Annotated in this window: 31 protein-coding genes; 6 read left to right on the top strand and 25 right to left on the bottom strand. The window is 46.7% G+C overall.

Going from position 1 to position 23,793, the window contains the following annotated elements; translation table 11 throughout:
• Positions 1–88: 88 nt before the first annotated feature.
• The gene (locus KNO91_RS07815) at positions 89–589 is read right to left on the bottom strand and encodes a PTS sugar transporter subunit IIA (protein ID WP_012727005.1); all 501 of its coding nucleotides are present in this window, start codon (positions 587–589) and stop codon (positions 89–91) included.
• A 208-nt stretch (positions 590–797) separates the two neighbouring features.
• Here KNO91_RS07815 and KNO91_RS07820 point away from each other — a divergent pair, with 208 nt between their 5' ends.
• Positions 798–2,492: a M3 family oligoendopeptidase gene (locus KNO91_RS07820; protein ID WP_214817323.1), complete on the top strand. Its 1,695-nt coding sequence runs from the start codon at positions 798–800 to the stop codon at positions 2,490–2,492.
• A 31-nt stretch (positions 2,493–2,523) separates the two neighbouring features.
• On the opposite strand, the gene KNO91_RS07825 is transcribed toward KNO91_RS07820, so the two are convergent.
• The 4 genes from KNO91_RS07825 to KNO91_RS07840 form a co-directional block, all read right to left on the bottom strand.
• Complete coding sequence (locus tag KNO91_RS07825) at positions 2,524–3,591, bottom strand: DUF389 domain-containing protein (RefSeq protein ID WP_214793695.1); 1,068 nt, start codon at positions 3,589–3,591, stop codon at positions 2,524–2,526.
• Between the two features lie 135 nt (positions 3,592–3,726).
• Positions 3,727–4,620, bottom strand: coding sequence for an aldo/keto reductase (locus tag KNO91_RS07830; protein ID WP_285800806.1), 894 nt, complete (start codon positions 4,618–4,620; stop codon positions 3,727–3,729).
• Positions 4,617–5,120: a cupin domain-containing protein gene (locus KNO91_RS07835; RefSeq protein ID WP_214817325.1), complete on the bottom strand. Its 504-nt coding sequence runs from the start codon at positions 5,118–5,120 to the stop codon at positions 4,617–4,619. Before KNO91_RS07835 ends, KNO91_RS07830 begins: the two co-directional genes overlap by 4 nt.
• An 81-nt stretch (positions 5,121–5,201) precedes the next feature.
• Positions 5,202–5,528 (bottom strand): winged helix-turn-helix transcriptional regulator, encoded by a 327-nt coding sequence (locus KNO91_RS07840; protein WP_214793689.1) that lies wholly within the window; start codon positions 5,526–5,528, stop codon positions 5,202–5,204.
• A 262-nt stretch (positions 5,529–5,790) separates the two neighbouring features.
• On the opposite strand from KNO91_RS07840, the gene KNO91_RS07845 reads away from it, so the two are divergent.
• The 3 genes from KNO91_RS07845 to KNO91_RS07855 all read left to right on the top strand — a co-directional run bounded on the left by KNO91_RS07845 (position 5,791) and on the right by KNO91_RS07855 (position 9,145).
• Positions 5,791–6,993 (top strand): MFS transporter, encoded by a 1,203-nt coding sequence (locus KNO91_RS07845; RefSeq protein WP_214817327.1) that lies wholly within the window; start codon positions 5,791–5,793, stop codon positions 6,991–6,993.
• Positions 6,994–7,003: 10 nt separating this feature from the next.
• Positions 7,004–7,951 carry an LLM class oxidoreductase gene (locus KNO91_RS07850; protein WP_214817329.1) on the top strand — a complete coding sequence of 316 codons (948 nt, stop codon included), beginning with the start codon at positions 7,004–7,006 and terminating at the stop codon, positions 7,949–7,951.
• An 84-nt stretch (positions 7,952–8,035) separates the two neighbouring features.
• Entirely contained in the window at positions 8,036–9,145 is a 1,110-nt protein-coding gene (locus tag KNO91_RS07855; protein ID WP_251126575.1) for a low temperature requirement protein A, read from the top strand.
• A 37-nt stretch (positions 9,146–9,182) separates the two neighbouring features.
• Here KNO91_RS07855 and KNO91_RS07860 read toward each other — a convergent pair whose 3' ends face one another.
• From KNO91_RS07860 to KNO91_RS07930, 15 genes are all read right to left on the bottom strand, one after another.
• On the bottom strand, positions 9,183–9,611 hold the full coding sequence (locus tag KNO91_RS07860; protein WP_012727014.1) for a CBS domain-containing protein: 429 nt from the start codon (positions 9,609–9,611) through the stop codon (positions 9,183–9,185).
• A 254-nt stretch (positions 9,612–9,865) separates the two neighbouring features.
• Entirely contained in the window at positions 9,866–10,669 is an 804-nt protein-coding gene (locus tag KNO91_RS07865) for an alpha/beta fold hydrolase (RefSeq protein ID WP_214793676.1), read from the bottom strand.
• A gap of 75 nt (positions 10,670–10,744) precedes the next feature.
• Positions 10,745–11,857 (bottom strand): M14 family metallopeptidase, encoded by a 1,113-nt coding sequence (locus tag KNO91_RS07870; protein WP_214817334.1) that lies wholly within the window; start codon positions 11,855–11,857, stop codon positions 10,745–10,747.
• Between the two features lie 87 nt (positions 11,858–11,944).
• Positions 11,945–12,343: a hypothetical protein gene (locus KNO91_RS07875; protein ID WP_214817336.1), complete on the bottom strand. Its 399-nt coding sequence runs from the start codon at positions 12,341–12,343 to the stop codon at positions 11,945–11,947.
• A 114-nt stretch (positions 12,344–12,457) separates the two neighbouring features.
• Complete coding sequence (locus tag KNO91_RS07880; protein ID WP_214793667.1) at positions 12,458–12,925, bottom strand: flavodoxin family protein; 468 nt, start codon at positions 12,923–12,925, stop codon at positions 12,458–12,460.
• A gap of 56 nt (positions 12,926–12,981) precedes the next feature.
• A complete protein-coding gene (locus tag KNO91_RS07885; protein WP_371816652.1) occupies positions 12,982–13,338 on the bottom strand; it encodes a hypothetical protein in 357 nt (118 codons plus the stop codon).
• An 80-nt stretch (positions 13,339–13,418) separates the two neighbouring features.
• Positions 13,419–14,069 (bottom strand): SIMPL domain-containing protein, encoded by a 651-nt coding sequence (locus KNO91_RS07890; RefSeq protein WP_214817342.1) that lies wholly within the window; start codon positions 14,067–14,069, stop codon positions 13,419–13,421.
• Positions 14,070–14,102: 33 nt separating this feature from the next.
• A complete protein-coding gene (locus KNO91_RS07895) occupies positions 14,103–14,786 on the bottom strand; it encodes a hypothetical protein (protein ID WP_214817344.1) in 684 nt (227 codons plus the stop codon).
• 196 nt (positions 14,787–14,982) lie between these two features.
• On the bottom strand, positions 14,983–16,059 hold the full coding sequence (locus KNO91_RS07900; RefSeq protein ID WP_214817346.1) for an RNA-guided endonuclease InsQ/TnpB family protein: 1,077 nt from the start codon (positions 16,057–16,059) through the stop codon (positions 14,983–14,985).
• A gap of 4 nt (positions 16,060–16,063) precedes the next feature.
• A complete protein-coding gene (tnpA, locus tag KNO91_RS07905) occupies positions 16,064–16,465 on the bottom strand; it encodes an IS200/IS605 family transposase (protein ID WP_214794704.1) in 402 nt (133 codons plus the stop codon).
• 168 nt (positions 16,466–16,633) lie between these two features.
• Entirely contained in the window at positions 16,634–17,176 is a 543-nt protein-coding gene (locus tag KNO91_RS07910) for an RNA polymerase sigma factor (RefSeq protein WP_214817348.1), read from the bottom strand.
• Positions 17,177–17,290: 114 nt separating this feature from the next.
• Positions 17,291–17,461, bottom strand: a complete 171-nt coding sequence (locus KNO91_RS07915) for a hypothetical protein (protein ID WP_214817350.1) — start codon at positions 17,459–17,461, stop codon at positions 17,291–17,293.
• A 220-nt stretch (positions 17,462–17,681) separates the two neighbouring features.
• Positions 17,682–18,191 carry a GNAT family N-acetyltransferase gene (locus KNO91_RS07920; RefSeq protein ID WP_214817352.1) on the bottom strand — a complete coding sequence of 170 codons (510 nt, stop codon included), beginning with the start codon at positions 18,189–18,191 and terminating at the stop codon, positions 17,682–17,684.
• Positions 18,082–18,318, bottom strand: a complete 237-nt coding sequence (locus tag KNO91_RS07925) for a GNAT family N-acetyltransferase (protein WP_214817354.1) — start codon at positions 18,316–18,318, stop codon at positions 18,082–18,084. Before KNO91_RS07925 ends, KNO91_RS07920 begins: the two co-directional genes overlap by 110 nt.
• 61 nt (positions 18,319–18,379) lie before the next feature.
• Positions 18,380–19,372 (bottom strand): tRNA dihydrouridine synthase, encoded by a 993-nt coding sequence (locus KNO91_RS07930; RefSeq protein ID WP_371816653.1) that lies wholly within the window; start codon positions 19,370–19,372, stop codon positions 18,380–18,382.
• A 138-nt stretch (positions 19,373–19,510) separates the two neighbouring features.
• Between KNO91_RS07930 and KNO91_RS07935 the strand changes: the two genes are divergently transcribed.
• The gene (locus KNO91_RS07935; protein WP_214817357.1) at positions 19,511–20,038 is read left to right on the top strand and encodes an AAA family ATPase; all 528 of its coding nucleotides are present in this window, start codon (positions 19,511–19,513) and stop codon (positions 20,036–20,038) included.
• On the opposite strand, the gene KNO91_RS07940 is transcribed toward KNO91_RS07935, so the two are convergent.
• Complete coding sequence (locus KNO91_RS07940; protein ID WP_214817361.1) at positions 20,030–20,470, bottom strand: hypothetical protein; 441 nt, start codon at positions 20,468–20,470, stop codon at positions 20,030–20,032. The genes KNO91_RS07935 and KNO91_RS07940 overlap by 9 nt on opposite strands.
• A 207-nt stretch (positions 20,471–20,677) precedes the next feature.
• Between KNO91_RS07940 and KNO91_RS07945 the strand changes: the two genes are divergently transcribed.
• Entirely contained in the window at positions 20,678–21,346 is a 669-nt protein-coding gene (locus KNO91_RS07945; RefSeq protein ID WP_214817364.1) for an excalibur calcium-binding domain-containing protein, read from the top strand.
• Positions 21,347–21,514: 168 nt separating this feature from the next.
• Here KNO91_RS07945 and KNO91_RS07950 read toward each other — a convergent pair whose 3' ends face one another.
• The 4 genes from KNO91_RS07950 to KNO91_RS07965 all read right to left on the bottom strand — a co-directional run bounded on the left by KNO91_RS07950 (position 21,515) and on the right by KNO91_RS07965 (position 23,783).
• On the bottom strand, positions 21,515–22,048 hold the full coding sequence (locus tag KNO91_RS07950) for a GNAT family N-acetyltransferase (protein WP_214817366.1): 534 nt from the start codon (positions 22,046–22,048) through the stop codon (positions 21,515–21,517).
• Positions 22,045–22,638, bottom strand: coding sequence for a dihydrofolate reductase family protein (locus KNO91_RS07955; RefSeq protein WP_214793632.1), 594 nt, complete (start codon positions 22,636–22,638; stop codon positions 22,045–22,047). Before KNO91_RS07955 ends, KNO91_RS07950 begins: the two co-directional genes overlap by 4 nt.
• 251 nt (positions 22,639–22,889) lie before the next feature.
• Positions 22,890–23,567, bottom strand: coding sequence for an HNH endonuclease (locus KNO91_RS07960; protein WP_256441818.1), 678 nt, complete (start codon positions 23,565–23,567; stop codon positions 22,890–22,892).
• Between the two features lie 33 nt (positions 23,568–23,600).
• Positions 23,601–23,783 carry a hypothetical protein gene (locus KNO91_RS07965; protein ID WP_214817371.1) on the bottom strand — a complete coding sequence of 61 codons (183 nt, stop codon included), beginning with the start codon at positions 23,781–23,783 and terminating at the stop codon, positions 23,601–23,603.
• Positions 23,784–23,793 lie beyond the last annotated feature (10 nt).

Below are 23,793 nucleotides of genomic sequence, written 5' to 3' on the forward strand. Positions count from 1 at the left end.
CAATTCCCCCTTTCCTCTCTTTTATTATAATTCCCGAATTCACAAAAAAATACTCGGAAGCGTGAGCTCCCGAGTTTTGATCGTTCTCTTATTTCTTCGTCAATTCGACGACTTCTGAAGATCCAGCTGTCACCGTGTCGCCTTCTGCGACAAGTTTGTTCACGCCGAAGCTGTCATGGTTCGTGATAATGATCGGAGTGATTGTCGACGGAGCGTTCGCTTTGATGAAATCGAGGTCGAACGTGACGAGCGGGTCGCCTGCTTTGACAGACTGACCTTCTGTAACATGTGTCTCGAAGCCTTCACCTTTAAGGTTTACCGTATCCAAACCGATGTGGATCAAGTACTCTGCACCGTTGTCGGCATTGATACCGATCGCGTGTTTCGTCGGGAATACTGTAGCGATTGTTCCGCTGACCGGTGAGACGACTTTACCTTCTGTCGGCTCGATCGCAATTCCGTCACCCATCATTTTTTGTGAGAATACTTGGTCCGGTACGTTCGTGATGTCGACGACCTTTCCTGTAAGCGGTGAAACCGCGTTGAGTTGTTCTTCTTTACCACCAAATAGTTTTTTAAAGAATCCCATAGCTTAATCCCTCCAACATGTTCTATTGAATCGAAGTCTTCACTTTTATACCCGAAAAGCTAAAACTTCAATCCCTACCTTATAAACGGTATAGTAGGTATAAGGTAGTGCGAAATCGTTTTACACATCGTAAGAATACGAGTGTGCAATCGCTTTTGCAAGCCCTTTTTACACTTTATAAAAATTTCACACGATGGAGGCGCTTACAATGACGACTTTCACAAAATTGTCATATGAACGGCCCGACTTGGACGCTTTGAACAGCAGATTGTCGGACTATTCTGCCGAATTACAGCAAGCGAGCACACTCGAGGAAGCGAACGAACTTATTCGCCAAATCAACAAGGAACGTAACGACTTTGAGACACAAAGTCAGCTTGTCGCGATCCGACACTCGGTCGACACGCGCGATACTTTTTACGAGGAAGAACAATCTTTCTTTGACGATGCTCTCCCGGTCTATGAGAAAGAGATCCAAGCGTACTATCGCGTCTTGACGAACCACGAGCTTCGTTCTGAACTCGAAGCGGAATGGGGCAGCCAGCTGTTCTCCCTCGCCGAGCGTGCGCTCGAGACGTTCGAAGAGTCACTCATCCCGAAACTGCAGGAAGAGAACCGCCTCGCGACGTCCTATCAAAAAGTCATGTCAGCAGCACAAATCGAATTTGACGGCAAGACGCTCAACTTGTCACAGTTCGGTCCATACCTTCAATCACCTGACCGTGATGTCCGAAAAGCCGCATCCGTTGCCCGCTATACATATCTTTCTGATAACGGTGACGAGCTCGACCGCATTTACGGTGAACTCGTACGCGTGCGTACAGAGATCGCCCACGCGCTCGGATTCCCTTCATTCGTCGAGCTCGGCTATGCACGCATGCAACGCGTCGGGTATGACGAGTCGATGGTCGACAACTTCCGGAAACAAGTCCGTGACGTGATCGTCCCGCTCGCTTCTGCGTTGAAAGACAAGCAGGCGAAACGAATCGACGTCGATCACCTCTACTATTACGATGAGTCGTTCGTTTTCCCAGACGGTAACGCGACACCTCAAGGGGACGAATCGTTCATCATCGAAGGTGGAAACAAGATGTATCATGAGCTCTCGAACGAGACGGACGAGTTCTTCCAATACATGCAAGAGCGCGGCGCTCTCGATTTGACGGCGAAACCAGGTAAGGCTGGCGGCGGATATTGCACATACTTACCGTCTGAAGGTCTCCCGTACATCTTCTCGAACTTTAACGGCACAGCCGGAGATATCGACGTCCTCACACACGAAGTCGGTCACGCGTTCCAAGTATATGAGAGCCGTCATTTGACGACTCCGGAATACGCCTTCCCGACGTACGAGGCGTGCGAGATCCATTCGATGTCGATGGAGTTCTTCTGTTGGCCATGGATGGAGCTCTTTTTTGGCGACCAAGTCGACAAGTACAAGTTCAACCACTTGGCTGGCAGCATGACGTTCCTTCCATACGGCGTGCTCGTCGATGAGTTCCAACACGTCGTCTACCGCAATCCAGAGATGACAGCTGCTGAGCGACGTCAGGCATGGCGCGATTTGGAGAAGGTCTATCTTCCGCATCGTGATTATGAGACGAACGACTATCTTGAATCAGGCGCATGGTGGCACCAACAAGGGCACATCTTCCAAAGCCCGTTCTACTATATCGACTATACGCTCGCACAAGTGTGTGCGTTCCAGTTCTGGGTACGCATGCATGAAGACCGCGAAGCGGCATGGAGCGATTACCTCACGCTCTGTCAGGCAGGCGGAAGCCGATCGTTCCTCGAACTCGTCGAACTGGCAGGCCTCAAATCGCCATTCGCAGACGGCGTCTTGAAAGAAACGATCGACCAGATTGAAGACTATCTCTTAAAACATCCGCTCGCAAACTAACGAGTAAGACCATCGAAAAATCGATGGTCTTTTAGTTTGGGTTGACTTCGTTCTGCAGTTCGAACGGCAAGTCCTCCAAATTGATTTGACGACTGTCGAACAAGTTGAACTGTTGCAACCGACTTTCGAGATAGTCTTGTAAAATGCGTGCTGCCTGTTCACCAGATAACCCGTTCAAATCCGGGACCTGTGTCACCGACAATTCGATGGCATGTAGTCCGTAGTCCGGCAATCGGGATTCGATCTCCGCAAGTTCTTCATTGGTCAGCCGTTTCCCTGTCGTCGTCACGAGGAGGAGGTCCTTATCCTCTTCGTAGTCTTGACTGATAATGATGGCGTCTGAAAACTCTTCTTCGATGAAGTTGTTGATCCCTGTCCGGACGATGCTGTCTTGTACGAGTGTCGCGGCCGAAAAGATACTTGGCACGACGATGAGGACAGACAACCCGATGAGGAGTCGATTGATTTTTTTATGGTTGGCGTCTTGTTTCGTCAACACTTGTGAGATGCCCATGAACTTGACCCCGATGAACGTGGCGATGGCGATGAACGCACAGTTGATGACGAACAGATAGCTCGATCCGATCAAGTAGTCAACGTTCCACGTCGCAATCGAATATCCCACAGTACAGAGCGGGGGCATCAAGGCGGTCGCGATGGCTACACCCGGGACGATGTTGTTGCTCATCTTCTTTTGTGCCCCGATGATTCCGGCCGTCCCCCCGGCGAAGGCGATAATGACGTCCCAAATCGTCGGCTCGGTCCGGGCAATGATTTCATTACTCGCATACGTAATCGGTGAAATGGCGAAATAGATTGTCGCGACGGTGAGACTGACCGCGACTTGAACAAGGAGCAGACGTACACCTGCCCGAAGCAGCTTCATATCATAGAGCGACAAGGCGAGACCGATACTCAAGATTGGAGTCATGAGCGGCGAAATTAACATTGCCCCGATAATGATCGGAATCGAGTTCATATTCAGTCCGATTGAAGCGATGAAGATGGAGCACATGAGGATAACAGAATCACTTGGTCGTACTTTCAAATTCGTGTACATCTTGTCTTTGAATTCTTCGGCGGTATACGTCTGTTCCATTCTGAATTCAGCTCCCTTGTCGTATCAGTCTCGTCTACACAAGCAAATCCTTCCTTTATTTACCCGCAACACGAAAAAGACAATCGATTTCGACAAAAGAAAAACTGGACCGATTGATTGGTCCAGCTCCTCTCGTCAAATGACATCTAACGGTTGTTTCGTCGTCGGTGGCGGGAACGCCTCATCGAGCGCCGCAATATCTTCCTCACTCAAATCGAGTAAGAGCGCTGCCGCATTCTCCTCGACGTGCTCAGCCTGCCCGGCTTTCGGGATGGCGATGACGTGTCCACTCCGAATCGTCCAAGCCAGTAAAATTTGCGCGACCGAGGCGCTATACGTCTCCGCGAGTCGATTGACCGTCTCGTTTTCAAAGACGTCTTTTTTCACGTCACTCCCTTCTGCGAGCGGTGCGTACGCCATGACCGGAATTCCTTGTTCTTTCAAATAAGGAATCAGATCATACTCGATTCCTCGACTACCGAGATGATAGAGCACTTGGTTGACCGCACAGTTGTGACCGTTCGGCAAGGCAAGAAGTTCTTTCATATCCTCGACGTCGAAGTTTGAGACGCCCCACGCCCGAATCTTGCCGTCTGCTTTCAGCTGCTCCATCCCTTGAATCGTCTCCTCGAGCGGGGCATCGCCTCGCCAGTGGAGTAAGTAGAGGTCGAGATAGTCGGTCCCGAGTCGTTCGAGCGACTCATCGCATGCTTTGACGAGTTTTTCTCCGTACGCATTGTATGGATAGACTTTCGAGACGAGGAACACCTCTTCTCGTCGATCTTGGATGGCTTCACCGACCAGTTTTTCGGATTCCCCTTCGCCGTACATCTCCGCCGTGTCGATGACATGGAGTCCGCAGTCAAGTCCTGTCCGAAGTGCCTCCACTTCAGCGTCATGCTTCGATTTCTCTTCTCCCATGCGCCATGTGCCTTGCCCGAGTGCCCGCATCTCGCGTCCGTCTTTCAATTCGACGACGTTTTGTTTTAACGCCGCGAGTAATAAAGAATGTGGTAGTCGTTGATTCATAACGTTTCCTCCTTTGTCCAAGCTTCATGTAATGGTCCCGTCGTCCCGAAGACAGGGTCAAACATCGGCTTCTCGACTTGTTCAATGCGTTTTAAATTGTCTGGGCGTTCTTCCGTCTTCCCGGTCAACGTGTCATAGTCACGACCGTCCGGATATGCCCCGACGACTTGGAAGTCTGAACTCGCTTCGATACGACGATGTCCGGTCCCTGCCGGTAAGACGAGCACGTCCCCCGCACGTACGCGTACGAGATCACCGTTCGTCCCTCCGAGTTGAAGCGTCGCTTCGCCGTTCAATACCCCCAATACTTCGTGCGTGTTGCTGTGATAGTGATGATAGTCGAACACCCCGTTCACCCAGCTGTTCGTCCATTCGTTATGAGCGAACGTCTCCTGCATCCCGCTCGGATCATCAAAGACACCACGATAGAGGAGCGCTGGATAATCCGGATGATTCGGAATGAATCCGTCATCTGTAAACATATAAGTTTTCAAGTCCATCCTAAGTCCCTCCTTGTCTCTGTCCCTGTACCCGACTTTAATGTACAAAAAACGGTCGTCCATCATGGACGACCGTGAATGTTAGGAGATGACCTCGTCTCCTGTCTGATCGATGTGACACTCACCCCAAGCGCACATGGCGTCTAGGATTGGTTTTAGTGACCATCCATACTCTGAGAGCGAGTAGATGACTTTCGGCGGCACTTGCTCGTACACCGTACGCACGACAACCCCGTCCGCTTCAAGCTCACGCAATTGTTGGGTGAGCATCTTTTGGGTGATGTTCGGCATGAGCTTACGAAGCTCACTCGTCCGTCGCTCTCCTTTAATCAAATGACACATGATGACGACTTTCCATTTGCCGCCGATCACATCAAGTGTCGCTTCGACCGGAATGTTATATGGCATATCGTTTCCTCCAGTTCTTCCATAGGCACTTTTTGGTGCCTACCGCACTAAAAAGTACGTACTTCTCAAACAGTTTTCATGCACTTATGATAGCAACTATAGCAAATCCATACAAGTTCATTTCGCTCGTAACACCCTCTTGAGACGGTAAGGTACTTTTTCGACCGTACTGAACAATAGAGGAAAGAGAAATGTCTTTGCTATCCGGAGACGACGGGCCCTCGTCTTCCACACTATTCATTTACTTTAGGAGGAACTATTCATGAATCAACCGTACACGCAACCTGTCGAAGAACAGGCACCTAAAAATGGAGGGTTAGCATTACTCGCCCTCGCGATCAGCGCTTTCGGAATCGGAACGACTGAGTTCGTCCCGGTCGGTCTTCTCGCTTCAATCGCAAGTGATTTAAACATCGGCATCACACTCGCTGGTCTCATTATCTCGGGTTACGCGATTGGCGTAGCTGTCGGTGCACCAATTTTGACTGCACTCACAAACCGAATGAACCGCAAAACGTTACTCATGGCGCTCATGGTCGTCTTCATCGGCGGAAACTTGGTCTCTGCCATGTCGACTAGTTTTGAACTCTTAATTGTCGCCCGATTTATCACCGCGTTCTCGCACGGTGTCTTCTTCTCCATCGGGGCAACGATTGCCGTTCAACTTGTACCACCGCATAAAAAAGCGAGTGCCATCGCACTTATGTTTACAGGTTTAACCGTCGCGACCGTCACAGGTGTCCCACTCGGTACTTTCATCGGTCAAGCGTTCGGATGGCGTGCAACATTCTTCGCTGTCGCAGCACTTGGTGTCGTTTCAATCATCGCAAGCTTCTTTTTGATTCCGAAAGATTTGAAACAGTCACCACCAGCGAAGTTCTCAGATATGAAGAAATTGCTCACGAATGGTCGTCTCATGCTCGGATTCTTGATCACAGCACTCGGTTACGGCGGAACGTTCGTCGCCTTCACGTACTTGACACCAATCATGCAAGACGTGACAAAAATCAGTCCTAGTTTAATCAGTGTCGTCTTACTCGTTTACGGAATCGCAGTCGCCATTGGAAACGCGATCGGCGGAAAGCTCGCAAACGAAAATCCAGCAAAAGCATTGTTCTATATGTTTATCGTTCACGCGGCAGTCATGATCATCATGTCGTTCATGATTCCATTCAAAGTGGCCGGTCTCATCGCAATCGTCTTGATGGGTCTCCTCGCCTTCATGAACGTGCCTGGACTTCAACTGTATATCGTACAATTGGCTGAAAAATATGTACCTGCCGCTGTCGATGTCGCATCAGCGCTCAACATCGCTGCCTTCAACATCGGGATTGCCTTAGGTGCAACAATCGGTGGAATCGTCGCAGATTCAATCGGACTTGTGCATACCCCTTGGGTCGGTGGCATCATGGTCATCATCGCCGTCATCTTGACAGCCATCTCACGTCGTTTGGAAGCAAACTAAGGAGGACCTCATGTTCAACAATCACAAAAGCTACAATCGGATGTACCGGGAGGGCGAGCTCACGTTCGGCCTCCACATCCCTTTAGAAAATTTCAAGATGCGTACCCCGACTCTCGAACGCCAAGTCGAACTTGCCCAAAAGGCCGACGACTACGGCTTCACAGCGTTATGGCTACGGGACGTCTTATTAAAAGACCCGAATTTCCTAGACCCTGCCGTCGGTCAGATTTACGACATGCTGATTTACGGAACACATTTACTCGGTCAAACGAAAAACATCGCACTCGGTACGTCTGCACTCGTCTTGCCACTCCGTCATCCCCTTCGTTCGGCGAAGGAAGTCGCAACAATTGAATCGTTGTTCCCAGAACGATTGATTTTAGGCATCTCTTCAGGTGACCGTCGTGCCGATTTCAAAGGGCTCGGAGTCGATCACCCGACACGTGGCGACCAATTCAAAGAGTCGCTTCGTGTCATGGAGCAGGCGCTTTACAACAACTACCCAACCATTGACTCACCGTATGGGGAAGTCGAACAGGCTACGCTTGTGCCACGTCCGAAAAAACGGATCCCGACGATGATCACCGGGTTCGCGCAACAAGACATGGACTGGCTTGGGGCGAATGGGGACGGGTGGATGTATTATCCGCAAGCACCTTTCGCACAACAACAAGTGCTCGACGCGTGGCGCGCGAGCGGTGAGGCGCACGGTCGCACATTCCGTCCGTTCTCGATGCCGATGCATCTTGATTTGACGCTTGACCCAGATGAGCCACCGACACCGATTCGACTCGGTTTCCGAATCGGTCGCAACCATTTGATTAAATTGCTCGAAGCGTATCGTGCGATTGGAGTGAATCATCTGTTCTTCGCCCTCTTCGACGGAGAACGTCCGGCCGAAGAAGTCATCGATGAATTAGGAAAATATGTACTTCCCCATTTTCCACCCCTTACTTGATATTTGCCCTTCATTTTTGAAATGAAGGGTTTTTTGTGAAATGGACGGGTAAATAACAATGAATCTATGAAAAGGAGTTCTCCCATGCCCTCTCATCATGAAAAGGTAGAAAAGATTGAACTGTTTTTTGATTTAGTATTTGTGTTTACATTCATTCAACTTACGTTGAAGCTCGAGCATCATCTGACATTTCATACGTTTTTAGAGGTTTTCGTCCTTATGGCCCTCATTTGGTATATCTTCGAAGGGTATATTTGGTTGACGAATACGACCAAACTGACAAGAAGAAACCATCAAATCTTCATGATGCTCGGGATGATTGGATTTATGCTGATTTCCGTCGCCATCCCAAAAGCCTATGATCAAGATGGCTTCATCTTCGGACTTGGTTTTTTAGTGATTGTCGCCGTACATTCGACGCTATTCTTGTTGCACAGTAATGATGATACGAAAAAAGCGATGCTCGCCATCGTACCGTACAACGTATCATTTAGCATCATCATCCTCGTTGCTTCACTGTTTGAAGGGAACGTACGCCTGATTGTATGGGGGATTGTCGCGATCGTCGCCGTATTAGGTCCTCTTGTACAGAAAAACAGAGGGCAGTTCGAAGTGTCGTCCTGGCACTTCCTTGAGCGACATTACCTCATCCTCGTCATCGCCCTTGGCGAAACGATTGCGTCGACCGGTCGCGCCGCGATTGATGAAGATTTGACTTCTGATGTCGTCTTGACGATGATTCTTGCGCTGACGCTGACCGTTCTGCTTTGGTATTCCTATGTGAAAGACGATGAAACAAGAGAAAGTCGTTTTCAAGAAATGCACACGGATAAACGGGATCAGATCGCCAAGGCGGGGTTCTATTGGTCACACCTCTCGATGTTCCTCGGTATCATCTTACTTGCCGTCGTCAAGATCACCATCGTGCACGACCCGATGCAGACGCTCGATTTGGCACATCGCATCACACTGTATGTCGCCATTGTCTTGTTTGGATATGGTGTCATTTACTTCAACCGTCTGTTCTTCAATGTGTCGTGGAAGCGACTTTCGATGCTAGCTGCCTTGCTTGTCATTCCATTGATTGCCCCATATTTGCCGGCAATCATACTCTTACTCGTCATCACCTTGATTTACTTCATCGCAATGATTGCCCCACTTCCGTTTTTGAAAACAAAGCAGAAAGAAACATAAAACAAGCCAGAACCAAGAGTCGGTTCTGGCTTGTTCATTATCGGACTTCATTCTCGAGTTGTTTCAACTTTGTCGAGTAATACTCGATGATGTCACGGCGTCGGATGATACCGATGAAATATTTGCCGTCATCGACGACCGGCACGAAGTTTTGATCCGTGATCGCATCGACGAGCTCTTCGATTTGAGCCGTAATCGATACCGGCTTATAGCGAACGCGTTGCTTGATATCTTTTAGACGTGTCCGGAGCACTTTTTCATAGTCTTCTTCCCCACGAAGCTGTTCTGCGAGTGCCCAGAGCAAATCCCCCTCTGTCATCGTTCCGGCGTAAAATCCATTCTCCGAAACGAGTGGGACAGACGTGAATCGATGATGTTTCATCTTTTCCAGCGCTTGTCGTACCGTTGATTCGGGGTCCAAATATTTGACGTCTTCTTTCGGATATAAAAAGAAAGCGATGTTCATTTAAATCTCTCCTCAATCTGTTAATCCACCCCGTTATTGTACCATGAATGGTAGGACAGGTTGAACTAAATCCATGTTCCTATCTGTAATCATCCCCTTTCTCCTAAACGACACAAAAAAACATCGTGATCCTGGTCACAGCGATGTTTCGGTGATTCAAAAGAATTGGAAGGGAACTCCAATTGATTTATACCCGTTTTAGTTGGTTCTTATCCATCCAGACATACAAAAGGGCCCCTTTAGGAGCCCATAAATTATTGAACAAACTGCAACAGTGTATCGTTAAATTTCTCTCGTTCATCGAGCACGGTGCCGTGTCCGCTCTCTTCGAAACGCTCAATCCGAGCGTTCGAAATGCCTTGCTCCATCTGTTCTGCAAACTCAAATGGACAGATTTTATCATGTACGCCGTGAATAATTAACGTCTCTACGTCAATCTTCGGCAAAGCATCGCGCAAATCTTCGTCCCGGAGTGCCTGTGCCGAGGCAATCGTTCCGTGACTCGAGGCCACGAGTGCGAGATGGTGGAACCAATTCTGCATCGGTTTCGAATGTTCTTTCTCAAAGAAGATTTCTCCGAACCCTTCGAGCATTTTCGGTCGGTCGGCTCGCGTATCTTCAATCAACGCGTCGACTTCTTCCGTTGTCATGCCGTATGGATAGTCTGAACGTTGTGTGAAAATCGGTGCTGCCGCTCCCGCTAAGACTAACTTTTTGAGTCCATCCTCTTTATAGTCGGCTGCGTAGCGGACTGCGATCGCACCACCCATTGAAAAACCAACGAGCGTGAAGTCTTTTAAGCCAAGCCCGTAAACGACCATATGCACATCAGATGCCATCGTCTCATAGTCATACCCTGTCGCCGGTGCATCCGATTTCCCGTACCCTCTGAAGTCGATTCCGATATAGCGATAGCCGGCTTCGATTAACGCATTCTTCTGATATTCGAACATGTTGTTGTTCGCAGGCCAACCGTGTAAGAAGACGATCGGCTCCCCAGAACCGACATCCTCCACGTATAAATTCGTACCATCATGTGCTGTAATATATCCCATCATCCAACCTCCATAGTTTTGATTAATCGTAAATACTCACAACCTACTTGTTCCCGTTTCCGAATCCTAAAAACCTTCTCATGTGTCACGCCAGAGCGATTCCCCTTTTAAATACCCTTCAACGGCCTTCGCTCCTTCTCGTAACACGGCTTCGCGCCAACTCGGGTCGTCCGGATAGAACATTGCCATGAATTCGTTTTGAATTCCATTTCGTGCTTCGGGATCTTTTGTTCCTTCGAAATAGAGACGATTTTCTAAAATGATTGTCAGAAATTCTCGAATCGAGGCTTTCGTCGACGTGCCGAACGTCCCAAACTCGAATAAGGCGGAGACGAGTCCTTTGTCTGGATATTCCGTATCGCGTACGTAGTAAAAGTGATTCGTCGAGTCCCCGAGCACCTCGTCCGGGTCATACACGTTGACGTTGTCGAGGCCGTACGCTTGTTTCAACTCATCTTCGGTTCGGCCGTCCCGCTTACTAATGACCATCGTCACCTCGTTTGTCGGACCGAGCGCCGTATGCCAGTCCATATGCACGACTCGTTCATAACGCTCGAGTAAATCGTGTTGAATCCCTTTCAAGAAGATGGCGGATGGTTCATCCGAGTCTCCGCCATAGTACACACCTTTCGGGAATTGATACTGCCCCATCCCTTTCGCCCCACTCATCGCCTTGAATCCGTCGAGCTTAATCCCAGAACCGAGGAATGAATAAATTTGTTCACGCGCTTCATGGTAGTCGTCAATCACTCCGTCTGGAACGAACAGATGTCGCATCAGTTCATACTCACGGTTGACGTTATACGGCACCGATTCACGGTCAATGACGTAGTTTCGGTTCAAATCGACATTATGCTCATTGACCCGTCGGAAGTGTTTCATTCCCCAAGGATTGACGGCATGAATGAGACAAATGCCTGTCGTCTCATGTCGCACATGAGGCAATTGCGTTTGCACAAATTGATGCGTCACCGCAGCACCCGCATATCCTTCGATCCCATGTTCCCCAATCGTCATGAGAAGGATCGCTTTCCGCTCTCGTTTGGGTTCCCCTAAGATGATGTCGATGCTTTCGTCCCCAATTGAGTGCGTTAACAGCTCTGCTTTTGGATAATATCGTTTCACCTCAGATAATAAATGTTTGAACTTTTCTCGCGATTCTTCATAGGATGATGAAAAATACTGGGTCATCGCACTCTCCTCCAATTCTTTTCTCTCTACACCATTCCCATCCTAGTGCAATCTAAAAACGCCTTCTGTAAAAGAAGACGTTTGCTGTCAAGGCGTTCGGATTCGTTTCGTATGTTGCCGTCGGAAAGCCATCACATAGAAAATCGGACCAATCAAGACGGCACCGAACAACCAATAGAGACCCGCATTCGCATACAATCCTTCAAACGACCGAAACACCCAGGCGAGAACCGTGAACGCGACAATCAACTCAACGGTCCATAATAATCCGCGGCGAACCGCTAGAAGAATCGTGTTCGTTTTTTGGAAAAAGGCTGCGACGAAAGCAATTAAAAATGCAGGAAAACTCGAGAACCATAACATTCGGTTGAGTGAGGACTCGGCAAAATAGGCGTTTCCGAGAGAGACAGTGATGAGGAAGTGCACCAAAATAACGAGCAAGACGACCACCCATCCGACGAACACATCCCGTTCCATTTTTTTCATCACAACCAGCTCCCTTTCTAAAGAGTTGAATACTAATATTTACCCGCTTTTTCAGCCTTCTCGTCTGATTCAACTAAAAAAACGCACTCTGCTCGCAGAATGCGTTCCAATGTATTATCCGACCAACTCCCGCGCCCATGCTTTCGCACGTTCAAGTTCGCCTGCTTTCAACATTTCCGTCTCCCCATCAACCAAAAATGATTCTTTTCGGACGTTCGTTGCGCCTTTTTCAATCATTTCCCCTTCGACGCGGTTCACCGCATGACCGAACCAGTCGATGATTTTACCGAGAATCGGATTTTGTTTTTCTTTGACGACACTTGTATCAAACGCGGCCGTCCGCTTCCCGCGAAGCGCGTTGTCTGAGATTCCGTCTAAAAACACTTTAATGTCCTCCGTCTCATACCCGCCATGCGTTGGTGAGCCGATGACGACAAGATCGACATGAGCCAAGTCGCCGAGCCCAATATTCAACACATGTTCCATACGCGCTTCATGTTCTTTCGACAGCTCTTCCTGCATCGCATGAGCAATCTTTTCTGTATGCCCATACAAGGAATCAAAGATAATCAAAATATTCATGGTGAATCCCCCTTTACCGAACTTCTCTTTATCTCCCTTCCCATTTCAGCGTTCGTTCATGCTTCTTTTTTGTACAGTGCACTTCGCTTGAAGAGCGTCCAACTCACCAGAACAATACCGAGTACGAGCAAGGCATAGCCGAAGAATTTAATAAAGTCGCTCGTGTGGTAGGGAGCCCTGAATCGGTATTCCGCCCGTTTCCATTTCGAACCGTCTTCAACCGCAATGACGTCTTCAACGGCCTCCCCGACGACTTCACGGTACGCGGTCCCAATCGGATATCCATTCGAAGCATTCCCGTAATAACGCCCTGTCTCGTCATTGACCGTTGTTTCCACTTCACCGATCACGTCACCGAGCGAATTCTCATCGATTGTCGTATCGAGCACTTCATATACATTTCGTTCAAACACGACAAATGTATACGCCCAGGAAAGCGCAGACACAGGAAATGCAATCGATAATGCGAAAAGAGTCAGGAAGGTTAGTCGCCTCATTTGAGGCTCCAGACGAACGTTGCCGTATCGCTCACATCGATATCATCAGGCTCGATTTCTGGCATCCGTGATTCGGAATAGACAATCTCCTGACTATAGAGGACGTTCGTAGGTGAGAAGACATGAATCTCTCCCCACGTGTAGTCAATCTGTAGCAAGTCTCCTAACGTTGCACCTGCACCTTTTGCGAGGAGTGTTGCCCGTTTTTTCGCATTTTCTGCAGCGTTGACCAATAACTGATCTTCAATCGCATTCGGGTCTTTCATTGTAAAGCGAATCGAGAGTGTCGGGTTCGCTCGGGATTGACTGATTTGTTCAATCGCGTCCGATAGTCTGGACGTGTCGAGTGGGAACTCGAGTTTCGTCTTCTGTTTACACACATAACCTACAAAGCGCGACCGATAATTATTATGTTTATCTTGATACCGCTCATACTCCGTATCGATGGAAAAGTCACTCGTTTTCAAGTCCGCCTTCTCAAATCCAGCACGCACGATCGCCTTTTGGAGCTGTGATACCGCGTTTGCTGCCTCTGTCATCGTCTCTTCGTAACGCGGTGCTTTTGAGACGAGGTCCATGTGAATCACAATCAAATCTGGTCGAGATGAGACATTCCCTGTTCCTTTTACGGTGATTGTACGTTCCATATCGTTCGCCCTCCTAATAATATGAGATGTAGATTATTCTGATGCTTTAAATCGTGAGATCATCCAACGTTCTATTTCATCTAAAGAGTTCATATCTTGTAACGACGGATAGGCGTCCCGTTCAAATAGCAGTCCGCTCGGAGTATCTAAAAACAGATAACGTTCCCCGTCCGGAAAACCGTAATCCGCAATATCTCTCAGTCGAAGCGTCTCTCCGTTTTGTTCCCAGATGAATTCGTCATCATATGGAATCGGCGTAAAGATGCCCTCCATCCCTTGATGCACGTGTGAGATGACGTCAGTATGCTCTTCCTGTTCCGCTCTTCCGATTGCATCTGCACGAACGACCAGTTCTTGTCCAGTTTGCACATCGCCATGATACACATCTGACACTTGTATGGTGAGAAGCGACTGATATTCGAGCTCTCCGTTAAAATCAATCTCGATATGCCGGATGTTCTCGACCGTTCCTTTGACTACGACCGGATTCCACCGCGAAAAAAGTTCATCTTCTGTCATGTCCATCACGTTTTCTTGGGAAGTACCTTGCCTTATTTCTGATTCATCGATGATGTGAACCGAGTTTGCCGTTGAATCCGTGGATAACGGAATACGTTCATTCCAAATATTCGATGTGAAGAGCATGAATCCCGCAGCGACGGCGAGTACCACTCCTGCCCCCCATTTGAGTCGTTGATAAGGTCTTCGCTCTATCACCATGGATTCCTCTATATGGCGGTCATCCACTTCACCTAGTAGTTGAATTGACACTCCCACGGCTAAAGCCGCAAGCTCACCCTTCGGGATGAGTGGGATTCTGAAGTGCTTGTGCGAGCGCAGTCCATTTCTGTTTTGCTCAAACCTCCAGATGAGGGTGTGCCATCACCCCTCCTGAGACAGATCATATAGATTCTCAGGCTGATTGACTTTTACCATCAACCACAGGTGCGTATCGGATATTCATCGCACCAACTAAATCTCGATGTTTATTAAATCCGCAAGAGCACGAATAGGTACGGTCTTTCGCTTTATTCCGACTCCCGCAAGAAGGGCATGTTTGAGATGTATATGCAGGATTGACATATTCAACCTTGATTCCTTCTAGTTTCGCCTTGTACTCGATAAATAATGCCAAGCGATAGAACGACCATGTATGCAGATTCTTATTGTTTTTACGGCTTGTTCTTGCCGTCTGCCGGATATTCGCTAGCTTCTCTAGGCGAATGACAGAAATATTGTTCTCTTTTGCGAAGTCGACGATCTCACGGCTTACCTTGTGATCCTTGTCTTTCATCCAACGCTGCTCCTTGTTGTTCAGTTCCTTGATTGCGTTCAGCTTCTTCTTTTGACCGAGTTCTTTCCGTTTCGCACGAAACTTGCGTCTCATGTACTTGTTTTCACGACCGTTCCCAAAGAATCTTACCTTATCGCAATCAGTCGATGCGACCGCCGGGACTTTCAAGCCTAAATCCACACCAAGGATCCTTGAGCCCGTCTTTTCGATTGTGAGGATTGTAACGGCGATTTGGGCAATCCACTTATTAGACTTTTTCGTAATGCGCACCGCACCCAACTTGTTATTAAGAAGCGAGAAGGTGCGATTGTGTTTGTCGACCATTTCTGCTCTAATTGGTGTTTTCTTTGCTTTTCCATCTACCATGATAGGAAGAGAGATTGACTCGAAGTCAAACGAATAGTTCTGATTGTTCCATGTGCAGTAAGGTTTCTTTAGGATTGGGACTATTTCATATTTCGATTTCTTCGCTTTTTTAAATACGCTTTGGGCGTCTTTAATTATCTGATTCTTGACGGCACTAGGCAAATGAGCGCAAACACTTTTACTTGTCAATTTGAGCATCGCTTTAGCATCCACCATATCAGAGATAAGTTGATTGACCGTCTCGATATATGTTTCTGCCATGCTTTTTAAAACAACTTCCTGTTCTTTTGTCGGCTTCAGTTTAATGTTAACTGTCAGCGTCTGAGACACGGTGTCACCCCCTTGTTTTTTGTTGTCCGACATAACGTTTAATCGTTTCGCTCGATACATTTCCAGCGGTGGAGACGAAATAGGATCGTGTCCAGAGACTCGGCAAATGTTGAAGATGAGGAAATTCTTCTCTTAACTTTTTAGACGTTACTCCCTTTATTTTTGCCATGATGTCAGCAGGACTCAGTGTTGGAGGGGCGTTAAGGAACATATGCGTATGATCTGTATCGCATTCCAAGGCTATAATTTTGATATTCAGTTCTTCGCATATTTCGGACATCAAACCTTTGAAACGTATTTCTACATCGTTACGAAGGAATATCTTTCTTCTGTATCGAGGACAGAAAACAAAGTGATAATTGATTAGAGAAACAGTAGTATGAGTTCTTCTATAGTTGGTTTCCATATTAATATCGTGTCAGTTTAACCAACAAACTGCAACAAGAAGATTTCCAGATACTTGAAGCGCCAAAACCTTCGGATTCTTTACTGACACTCCGCATCCTGCCGAGCTTTCATCCCACCCCTAAAGGAGTGGGCTTTCCCGCTCGGAAATTCTGTAATTTTTCGTGATTCATACTTGAATCCCTTCTGATTGGAGTACACGCTGTAAAGCATCACGTGTTCGCTTCAGCGTCATTTTGACATGACTCTCCCCAAGTTGATGGTTTTTCGCAATTTCTTGAATGGAGTGAAGGTAAAAATAGCGTTGCATGAACATCGATCTTGTCTGTCGAGGAAGGTCTGAAAGAAATGCATTCATCAGGTCGACGACCTCTTCGTCCTTCATCGATTCCGTGAGGACATGTTCCAATTCTTCATAGACGAGCGGCACTTCTCCACCACCCCGTTTTTTCGCATGATTCTTCTTATAGCGCTGCAGTGCGAGATTTCGTACAATCTTTGTCAAATACGCCCCAAGTCGAAACGGACGCGTCGGCGGGATCGACTCCCACACTTTCATGTATAAGTCGTTTAAACACTCTTCCGTATCTTCGTGATTTTGTAGGATATTATAGGAGACACGACGACAATAGCTTCCGTATTTCTTCTTTGTGGCGACAATCGCATATTCGGATCGTTCCCAGTACCAATCGATGATGACCTGGTCATCCATCTATTTCCCCCCTTTCCCTTGCTCCTCACTTATATAGATCCCGATACAAGGTCATTCGTCACAACAAGCTAAAAAAAACTCGTCATAGCGACGAGGTATTTAAACGATGATCTATCATTTTTTCCAAATCGATACGGCAAGCCCGCCGAAGTAGCCAACCATCGCTCCGCTCGCAATACCATATGTCAGCTGTATATTGAAGAAGAACGAGAGAATTACACCGAGTGTCGTCCCCGCAATCAACCCAAAACAAATGATACAGTCCTTCCATTCTCGTGAATCCATCTTGCTCCTCCTTACCGATCCGTTCAATCTTCCGACTTCAGTTCTTCCATCCACATCCACAATCATTAGCCCTTTATGTCAAAACGAATTCAATGCTTGTGTTCTTAACAATCTTGTCGCATATTTCCTAATATGTAGTAACAGCCGATATATCCAAAATATCCTTTATTTAGGTAAGAAACAAGAGAAAATGCCAAGGAAATGATTCCTTGGCATTTCTTTATGATTCATCCAGCTCAGTCGAAGCGAACTCATACTCCCGTTGACTCGGAAGCACTTCTTTCTGCTTCTTCGGAAACGTAGCGTCGAACACCTCTACTTCCGCTTCCTCCATTTCTAAACCTTCTGTGAATACCGCCATACCCCGAACCCCCTCTAACGCCCCTTCGTATAAAGGTAACACGAGCAGTCCTTTATAATACTGTCCGTCCGGCATTGCGATGTCATATCGCTTCCCGCCTACAAATCCATATGGCTCATAATGATACGGATAGCCAAGTGTCAGGATCGCACGATAGCCAAGCGACTTTGCATGTTCAATCGAATGTGTAATGAGATGTCTGCCAAGTCCTTGTCGGTGGTACTTCGGGTCGATGAAAACCGGACCGAATGTGATCGTATCAACCGACCCTTCTCCGTCTACGACTTTCGACTTCGAGTAAAAAAATCCCGCCGGCCAGTTCTCCGTCCACCTCGATGACCCATGACAATTCAGGTAAGTAATCTTCATGTTTTCGCAGTTGATGAATCGCATAATGCTCATGACATCCCGGGAAATATAAATTCCAAAACGCTTCCCGCGCAATCGCTTCGACGCGACGCTCATCATCCGGTCTTTCTTTTCGTATGTTGAACATTCGCCTCACTCCTTTCCAATCATTATACGAAAAAGGTCCAGCTTTCGCTGAACCTCATCGCTTATTCAGCAGCAAGCGCCGCCTCTTCTTCGTGATATTTCTCGACGAAAGCGTCGAGCAACGCCCGTACCTCGTCCGTCGATTTTGTTTCCATCAGATTATGACGAAGCTCGCTCGCCCCACGGAATCCTTTGACATAAATCTTGAAGAAACGGTGCAAGTTCGAAATCGAACGCGGCACGTCCTCTTGGAATTTGTCTTGAAGGTCCAGTTGCAGACGCAATAGATCAAGATGCTCTTCCATCGAGTGCTCGCGTGGTTCTTTCTCGAACGCGAACGGATTTTTGAAGATCCCGCGACCGATCATGACACCATCGACCCCGTATTTCTCAACAAGTTCGAGGCCCATTTGACGGTCGAGGATGTCCCCATTGATCGTGATGAGCGTATCCGGTGCAACCTCGTCACGAAGCTTCACGATGTCCGGAATCATTTCCCAATGAGCGTCGACTTTACTCATCTCGTTGCGCGTGCGCAAGTGAATCGACAAGTTGGCGATGTCTTGTTTCAAGAGATGCGTCAACCAGTCGCGCCACTCGTCGAGCTTCGCGAAACCGAGACGCGTCTTGACGCTGACCGGGAGTCCGCCGGCTTTCGCTGCTTGAATGAGCTCAGCCGCGACTTCCGGACGGAGAATGAGGCCACTCCCTTTCCCACGTTTTGCGACGTTCGGGACCGGGCATCCCATATTGATATCGAGTCCTTTATAACCCATCTCGGCCATACCGATACTCATTTGACGGAAATATTCCGGATTGTCTCCCCAGATGTGGGCGACCATCGGCTGCTCATCTTCCGTGAATGTCAAACGGCCACGAAGGCTACCTTTCCCTTCAGGGTGGCAATAGCTATCCGAATTGGCGAATTCTGTGAAGAAGACATCTGGGCGCCCCGCATGAGCAACGACGTGACGGAAGACGACATCGGTCACATCTTCCATCGGGGCAAGTATAAAGAATGGACGCGGAAGGTCGCGCCAAAAGTTTTCTTTCATCGTAAAATCAGTTCCTTTCATCCATACAGTCCAACAAAATCACTCATCTATTCTATTATGTCTGTCGGATTGTATCAACTGTTTCACCACACTGTTCGATATAATAAAGGAACAATGACAATGAAATGAGGAGAAGGAATGATTATATGGATCAACGGCGCTTTCGGTTCAGGCAAGACGACATGTGCCAAGATACTCGAGAAACAGCTACCGAACGCATTTCTGTACGACCCGGAACAGGCCGGCTTTTTCATTCGGGACCAATTGCCGAAAAGTCTTCAACAGCCTGATTTTCAGCACCATCCGGAATGGCGGGAGTTCAACTATCAGATGCTGTTGAAGATCGCCACATCCTTTGATGGGGTCATTCTCGTTCCGATGACACTTGTGAACGCAACGTATGTAGACGAAATCATCGGGCGGCTTCAACGAGACGGGATTGACGTGCGCCATCTCATCCTTGAAGCGAATCGACGAACGCTCGTCAGACGCTTGAATAAACGATTCGAATGGTTTAACTCCTGGGGCAAATCCCAAATCGACCGCTGCCAATCCGCATTTCAATCTGAAATTCATGCAACTAAAATTGTCACGAACCACCGATCAAAACAGGATGTGGCGAGAGCCGTCGCTGAGCACGTAGGACTGACGCTTTCTTCAAAATGATTCAGATTCATACATCTCTTCCACAGGCTCGTCTTCCCATCGAATGACGAGCTCGCTTGCGTGGGACAGACTCAGTTCTACCGTTTCACACGTCGTATCAGTCAACCACATGCAGCGGAATAAGAGCTGGCGATAACCATACAACTCATCGACAATCTCGAACCGCCCACTTTTGACGAACTGACTGAGTTGCTCGATTGGACACATCAAATAGGTCGTTTCACCAAATCGTGTAAGTGAAGAAGAGTCCCAATCGATGTTCGGAATCGTCACGGTGGCACGTCCTGTCCACACCGCTTCCTTCGTAAACAAATCTCGGATTCCATCCGCAAACACGAGACGGATGGTTGAACCAATCACGGTCGCTTCTGTGATGACGGCATCATGTAAGGAAAGCGGGACGTTACGGTTTCGAATCGTATATTGTTTCATCAAATCCCTCCTTTGTGTATCTATCTTCTTCGCGAAAATTCACTTCTTACCTTTCTCATACATCAACCATAATCAGCAATGAATTGAAAAAACAATAATCAATTGAAAACATACTTCATTCATTCCGTTTATCAATTTAAAAATTGGTAAAATAAATATAAATAAGTGGGTTGTTTTGGATGTCGATAAGAGAAAGGAGGATATGGTATGGAAAATATTTTGTTAGTCGGGCTATTCCTAATAATTTTACTTATTGTGACAACTTTTATTTTGAGCAATTACGTTCAGCAATCACTACTTTCCCCTCGCTTCTTCATCATTTTCGCAGTCCTCTCATCAGTTCTTCTATTAGCTTCATGTAGTTTCGAAGAGACGATTTCAATGGAACAATATGAGCAAGATTTATCGCTCATTGAGGAAAAATTGAGTTCCGCCAATTCTGAAAAAGAAAAGTTACAAGATCAACTGGATACCTATTTATCTGAAAACGAAGACTTACGGCAACAACTGACAGACGCTAGAGAATCAACGAATCAAAGACTTGAAGAGGCCGAAACAAAATTACGTGAAGAATTTGAAAGTGAGTTACAACGTGTGAAAGAAGAGGCTGCACAACAAGTAGAAGAGAAAGTCGCATCAGTTCGAAAAGAAGAACAGGAAAAGGCTGCAGCTGCCATCGCAGAGATGAAAAATGAACTTGAGCAACAGGCACAAGCTTCGGAATCGACCGAATCGAATACTCAAACGTCGCAACCCTCTGAGAACTTCCAAAACTGTACAGACTTACGCGGGACCTATCCAGGTGGTGTTTCTTCCGACCATCCAGCGTATCAACCTAAAATGGATCGTGACAACGACGGCTGGGCATGTGAATGATCACTTTTCCTAATAAAGGAGTGAATTCGTCTCGAATTCACTCCTTTTTCAATCGTTTCTGAAACACATAATTCTCCGCTCGTTTCGTATACTCGTTTCCGGTCACCAATTTTTTGTTCATACGCTTCATAAGTTTCTGTCACTTGTTCAAGATTCATCTAGACCCTCCTAGTATAAGTATCCGAGCAAATCGAGTTTCCCTTCCGTCCATTTCTTATCCCCGACCGACCGGACCATCAGTTCGTCAAATGATGCCTCACCAATCCCGCGTATCGTCTGGTTCTCGTCATCAATTTGAAGCCACATGCATGTGTTCGATACAGTGTGAAATCCAATCCGTTCGTATAGGTCAGGTCGGTCTGCGAATAACAGCAGAAAGTCGACGGGGTACGCTTCTCCGAGGGCAATGATTTCTTCCATTAACGCCCGTCCGATTCCACGTCCTCGCACTTCTTCCCTCACACATAAATCAATGATGCCAAGCACGTGAATCGGCTCCCCGTCCACATTCATCACACGAAAGTCTAACCCGACTTGCCCGATGATTTGTTCGTCTTCATACGCAATCAATCGGAGATGAGGAAGTTGCTTGAAGTAACGGCGATTCGGATAAATGGAAGGAAACGCATGTTGTAATAGCTCAATCAGTTCCGTATCCATCGATTCTGAAATGGTCATCTCGAGGTGCTGCTCGATTCTCATAGCTCCGCTCCATCTTTTTGAATGCGTTCGTAGCGGACGATACTGACCCCGTTCGGCATCAACTGTTGCTCAATCGCATCTAGTTGAAGTGGTAAGATGTTACCGTCCGGGAAAAGACGCTTCCCGGAACCGATGATAATCGGATACATGATCAATCGGTATTCATCGATGAGGTCGTTCGCGAGTAACGTGTGCACGAGTTCACTGCTGCCCCAGACGTGCAAATCCGGTCCATCTTCTTGTTTGATTTGTTTCAACGCTTCGACCGGTTCTGTCAGAAACGTCGTTGATTCCCAAAGCGAATCCCGTGATTGCCGCGTAACTACATACTTCATCGCACGGTTGACTTCTGGCCAGACATCATCGTGATGCGGCCAATAACTCGCCCACTGATCATATGTCTTTCGACCGAGCAACAAATCAAATTCACTGTTCATTTGCGTCCGAATCCAAATCCCGAGCTCTTGACTCGAAAACGGCTCCGTCCATCCACCGTGCATAAAATCCCCACTCATGTCCTCTTCTTTTCCACCTGGTGCTTGAATTACACCATCCAATGACAAATGTTCTAGAACAATAATCTTCCTCATCTCCGACTCCCCTTTCGGCTGTTTGCAAAAAAAGCCCCCGATTGAATCAATCGAAGGCATGATACATTCATCTTATTCTACTTTCTACATCCATGCCACCGTCTCCACATGTGGTAAATTTTGAGGGTGGACAGTTTAAATATAGAAATGTAATAGAATTGACTAACCTTAAATAAAACTTGTGAATTATCAAATATTTACTTTAACACTATCATTCAGACTCAATTATTCGGAAGTTCAAAATATAATCCTTAATAATTATCTATTTCCTTCAATAGTTCGTTTAAAGAATGCCTGATAGCGATCGTCTCCCTTTTTAACTCTTCTAATTTTTCTAAGGGATGATTATTAAATATTAGCGTATCACCATTAATTAAATGAAAATAATCATTTATTCCATGAAAATATCGGTTTAAACATTCTAATTGATGTATTGATTTATCTTTTATACTTTCAATTTTTACATCCCCAAAAGAATTCCTTCTTTTCCGCCATTTTTCAACTATTTCCATAACTTCATCTGTTAGACTAAAACGAAATGGTTCTGCAGCAAAATCTGTATCAATTATTTCTTCTAATATATCAATAACATCTGCTTTAAAACTTATAAATTTCTCATAGTCAATTTCGCTTAAGGTTTCTATATTCATAAAACCATCTTCTATTCTTCGATAAAAATCATCTCTTCTTTTCTTTAATTCGTTTTCAGAGTACTTCTTTCCTTTAGGATGTTCATTATTATAAAAACCAACTTCTGCATGACACTCTAAACATAGTGGAATACAGTTTTCAAAAGTATCTTTTCCGCCTTTTGATTTTTGCTTAATGTGATGTAACTCCATCTTCGTTTTAACATGCCTTTCACACAAGCAGCAGTGCCTCTTACATGCTGTCAATGCTTGTACTTCAACTTTATTTGGAAATCCCATATTCAATATCCCTCACAACTATAATGTTATTATTCAAACATTATTTAATATCCGTATATACATTATCTTTTTAATAAATTCCTTTATCTCTGGATTAAGATTTACAATATGTTCATCAAGGTAAGCTTGAACAGAAGGTGATACAAAATATTGGCTATCTGTTTCTGGTTGAACACCTAAGTCTAATACATCTATATAATCGCCAGCTGTAATCAAACCCGGTTTT

Source organism: Exiguobacterium sp. s59 (assembly GCF_018617475.1).
GTDB classification, from domain to species: Bacteria; Bacillota; Bacilli; order Exiguobacteriales; family Exiguobacteriaceae; genus Exiguobacterium; species Exiguobacterium aestuarii.

Excerpts from the sequence above, each read along its gene's own strand:
- KNO91_RS07855 (WP_251126575.1), top strand. The coding sequence starts at position 8,036 with ATGCCCTCTCATCATGAAAAGGTAGAAAAGATTGAACTGTTTTTTGAT.
- KNO91_RS07875 (WP_214817336.1), bottom strand. The coding sequence starts at position 12,343 with ATGAAAAAAATGGAACGGGATGTGTTCGTCGGATGGGTGGTCGTCTTG.
- KNO91_RS07825 (WP_214793695.1), bottom strand. The coding sequence starts at position 3,591 with ATGGAACAGACGTATACCGCCGAAGAATTCAAAGACAAGATGTACACG.
- tnpA (WP_214794704.1), bottom strand. The coding sequence starts at position 16,465 with ATGGAAACCAACTATAGAAGAACTCATACTACTGTTTCTCTAATCAAT.
- KNO91_RS07830 (WP_285800806.1), bottom strand. The coding sequence starts at position 4,620 with ATGAATCAACGACTACCACATTCTTTATTACTCGCGGCGTTAAAACAA.
- KNO91_RS07925 (WP_214817354.1), bottom strand. The coding sequence starts at position 18,318 with ATGTTCAACATACGAAAAGAAAGACCGGATGATGAGCGTCGCGTCGAA.
- KNO91_RS07880 (WP_214793667.1), bottom strand. The coding sequence starts at position 12,925 with ATGAATATTTTGATTATCTTTGATTCCTTGTATGGGCATACAGAAAAG.
- KNO91_RS07890 (WP_214817342.1), bottom strand. The coding sequence starts at position 14,069 with ATGGAACGTACAATCACCGTAAAAGGAACAGGGAATGTCTCATCTCGA.
- KNO91_RS07865 (WP_214793676.1), bottom strand. The coding sequence starts at position 10,669 with ATGATGGGATATATTACAGCACATGATGGTACGAATTTATACGTGGAG.
- KNO91_RS07935 (WP_214817357.1), top strand. The coding sequence starts at position 19,511 with ATGATTATATGGATCAACGGCGCTTTCGGTTCAGGCAAGACGACATGT.
- KNO91_RS07930 (WP_371816653.1), bottom strand. The coding sequence starts at position 19,372 with ATGAAAGAAAACTTTTGGCGCGACCTTCCGCGTCCATTCTTTATACTT.
- KNO91_RS07950 (WP_214817366.1), bottom strand. The coding sequence starts at position 22,048 with ATGAGAATCGAGCAGCACCTCGAGATGACCATTTCAGAATCGATGGAT.
- KNO91_RS07815 (WP_012727005.1), bottom strand. The coding sequence starts at position 589 with ATGGGATTCTTTAAAAAACTATTTGGTGGTAAAGAAGAACAACTCAAC.
- KNO91_RS07835 (WP_214817325.1), bottom strand. The coding sequence starts at position 5,120 with ATGGACTTGAAAACTTATATGTTTACAGATGACGGATTCATTCCGAAT.
- KNO91_RS07915 (WP_214817350.1), bottom strand. The coding sequence starts at position 17,461 with ATGGATTCACGAGAATGGAAGGACTGTATCATTTGTTTTGGGTTGATT.
- KNO91_RS07940 (WP_214817361.1), bottom strand. The coding sequence starts at position 20,470 with ATGAAACAATATACGATTCGAAACCGTAACGTCCCGCTTTCCTTACAT.
- KNO91_RS07910 (WP_214817348.1), bottom strand. The coding sequence starts at position 17,176 with ATGGATGACCAGGTCATCATCGATTGGTACTGGGAACGATCCGAATAT.
- KNO91_RS07945 (WP_214817364.1), top strand. The coding sequence starts at position 20,678 with ATGGAAAATATTTTGTTAGTCGGGCTATTCCTAATAATTTTACTTATT.
- KNO91_RS07960 (WP_256441818.1), bottom strand. The coding sequence starts at position 23,567 with ATGGGATTTCCAAATAAAGTTGAAGTACAAGCATTGACAGCATGTAAG.
- KNO91_RS07845 (WP_214817327.1), top strand. The coding sequence starts at position 5,791 with ATGAATCAACCGTACACGCAACCTGTCGAAGAACAGGCACCTAAAAAT.
- KNO91_RS07860 (WP_012727014.1), bottom strand. The coding sequence starts at position 9,611 with ATGAACATCGCTTTCTTTTTATATCCGAAAGAAGACGTCAAATATTTG.
- KNO91_RS07820 (WP_214817323.1), top strand. The coding sequence starts at position 798 with ATGACGACTTTCACAAAATTGTCATATGAACGGCCCGACTTGGACGCT.
- KNO91_RS07850 (WP_214817329.1), top strand. The coding sequence starts at position 7,004 with ATGTTCAACAATCACAAAAGCTACAATCGGATGTACCGGGAGGGCGAG.
- KNO91_RS07920 (WP_214817352.1), bottom strand. The coding sequence starts at position 18,191 with ATGAAGATTACTTACCTGAATTGTCATGGGTCATCGAGGTGGACGGAG.
- KNO91_RS07955 (WP_214793632.1), bottom strand. The coding sequence starts at position 22,638 with ATGAGGAAGATTATTGTTCTAGAACATTTGTCATTGGATGGTGTAATT.
- KNO91_RS07840 (WP_214793689.1), bottom strand. The coding sequence starts at position 5,528 with ATGCCATATAACATTCCGGTCGAAGCGACACTTGATGTGATCGGCGGC.
- KNO91_RS07870 (WP_214817334.1), bottom strand. The coding sequence starts at position 11,857 with ATGACCCAGTATTTTTCATCATCCTATGAAGAATCGCGAGAAAAGTTC.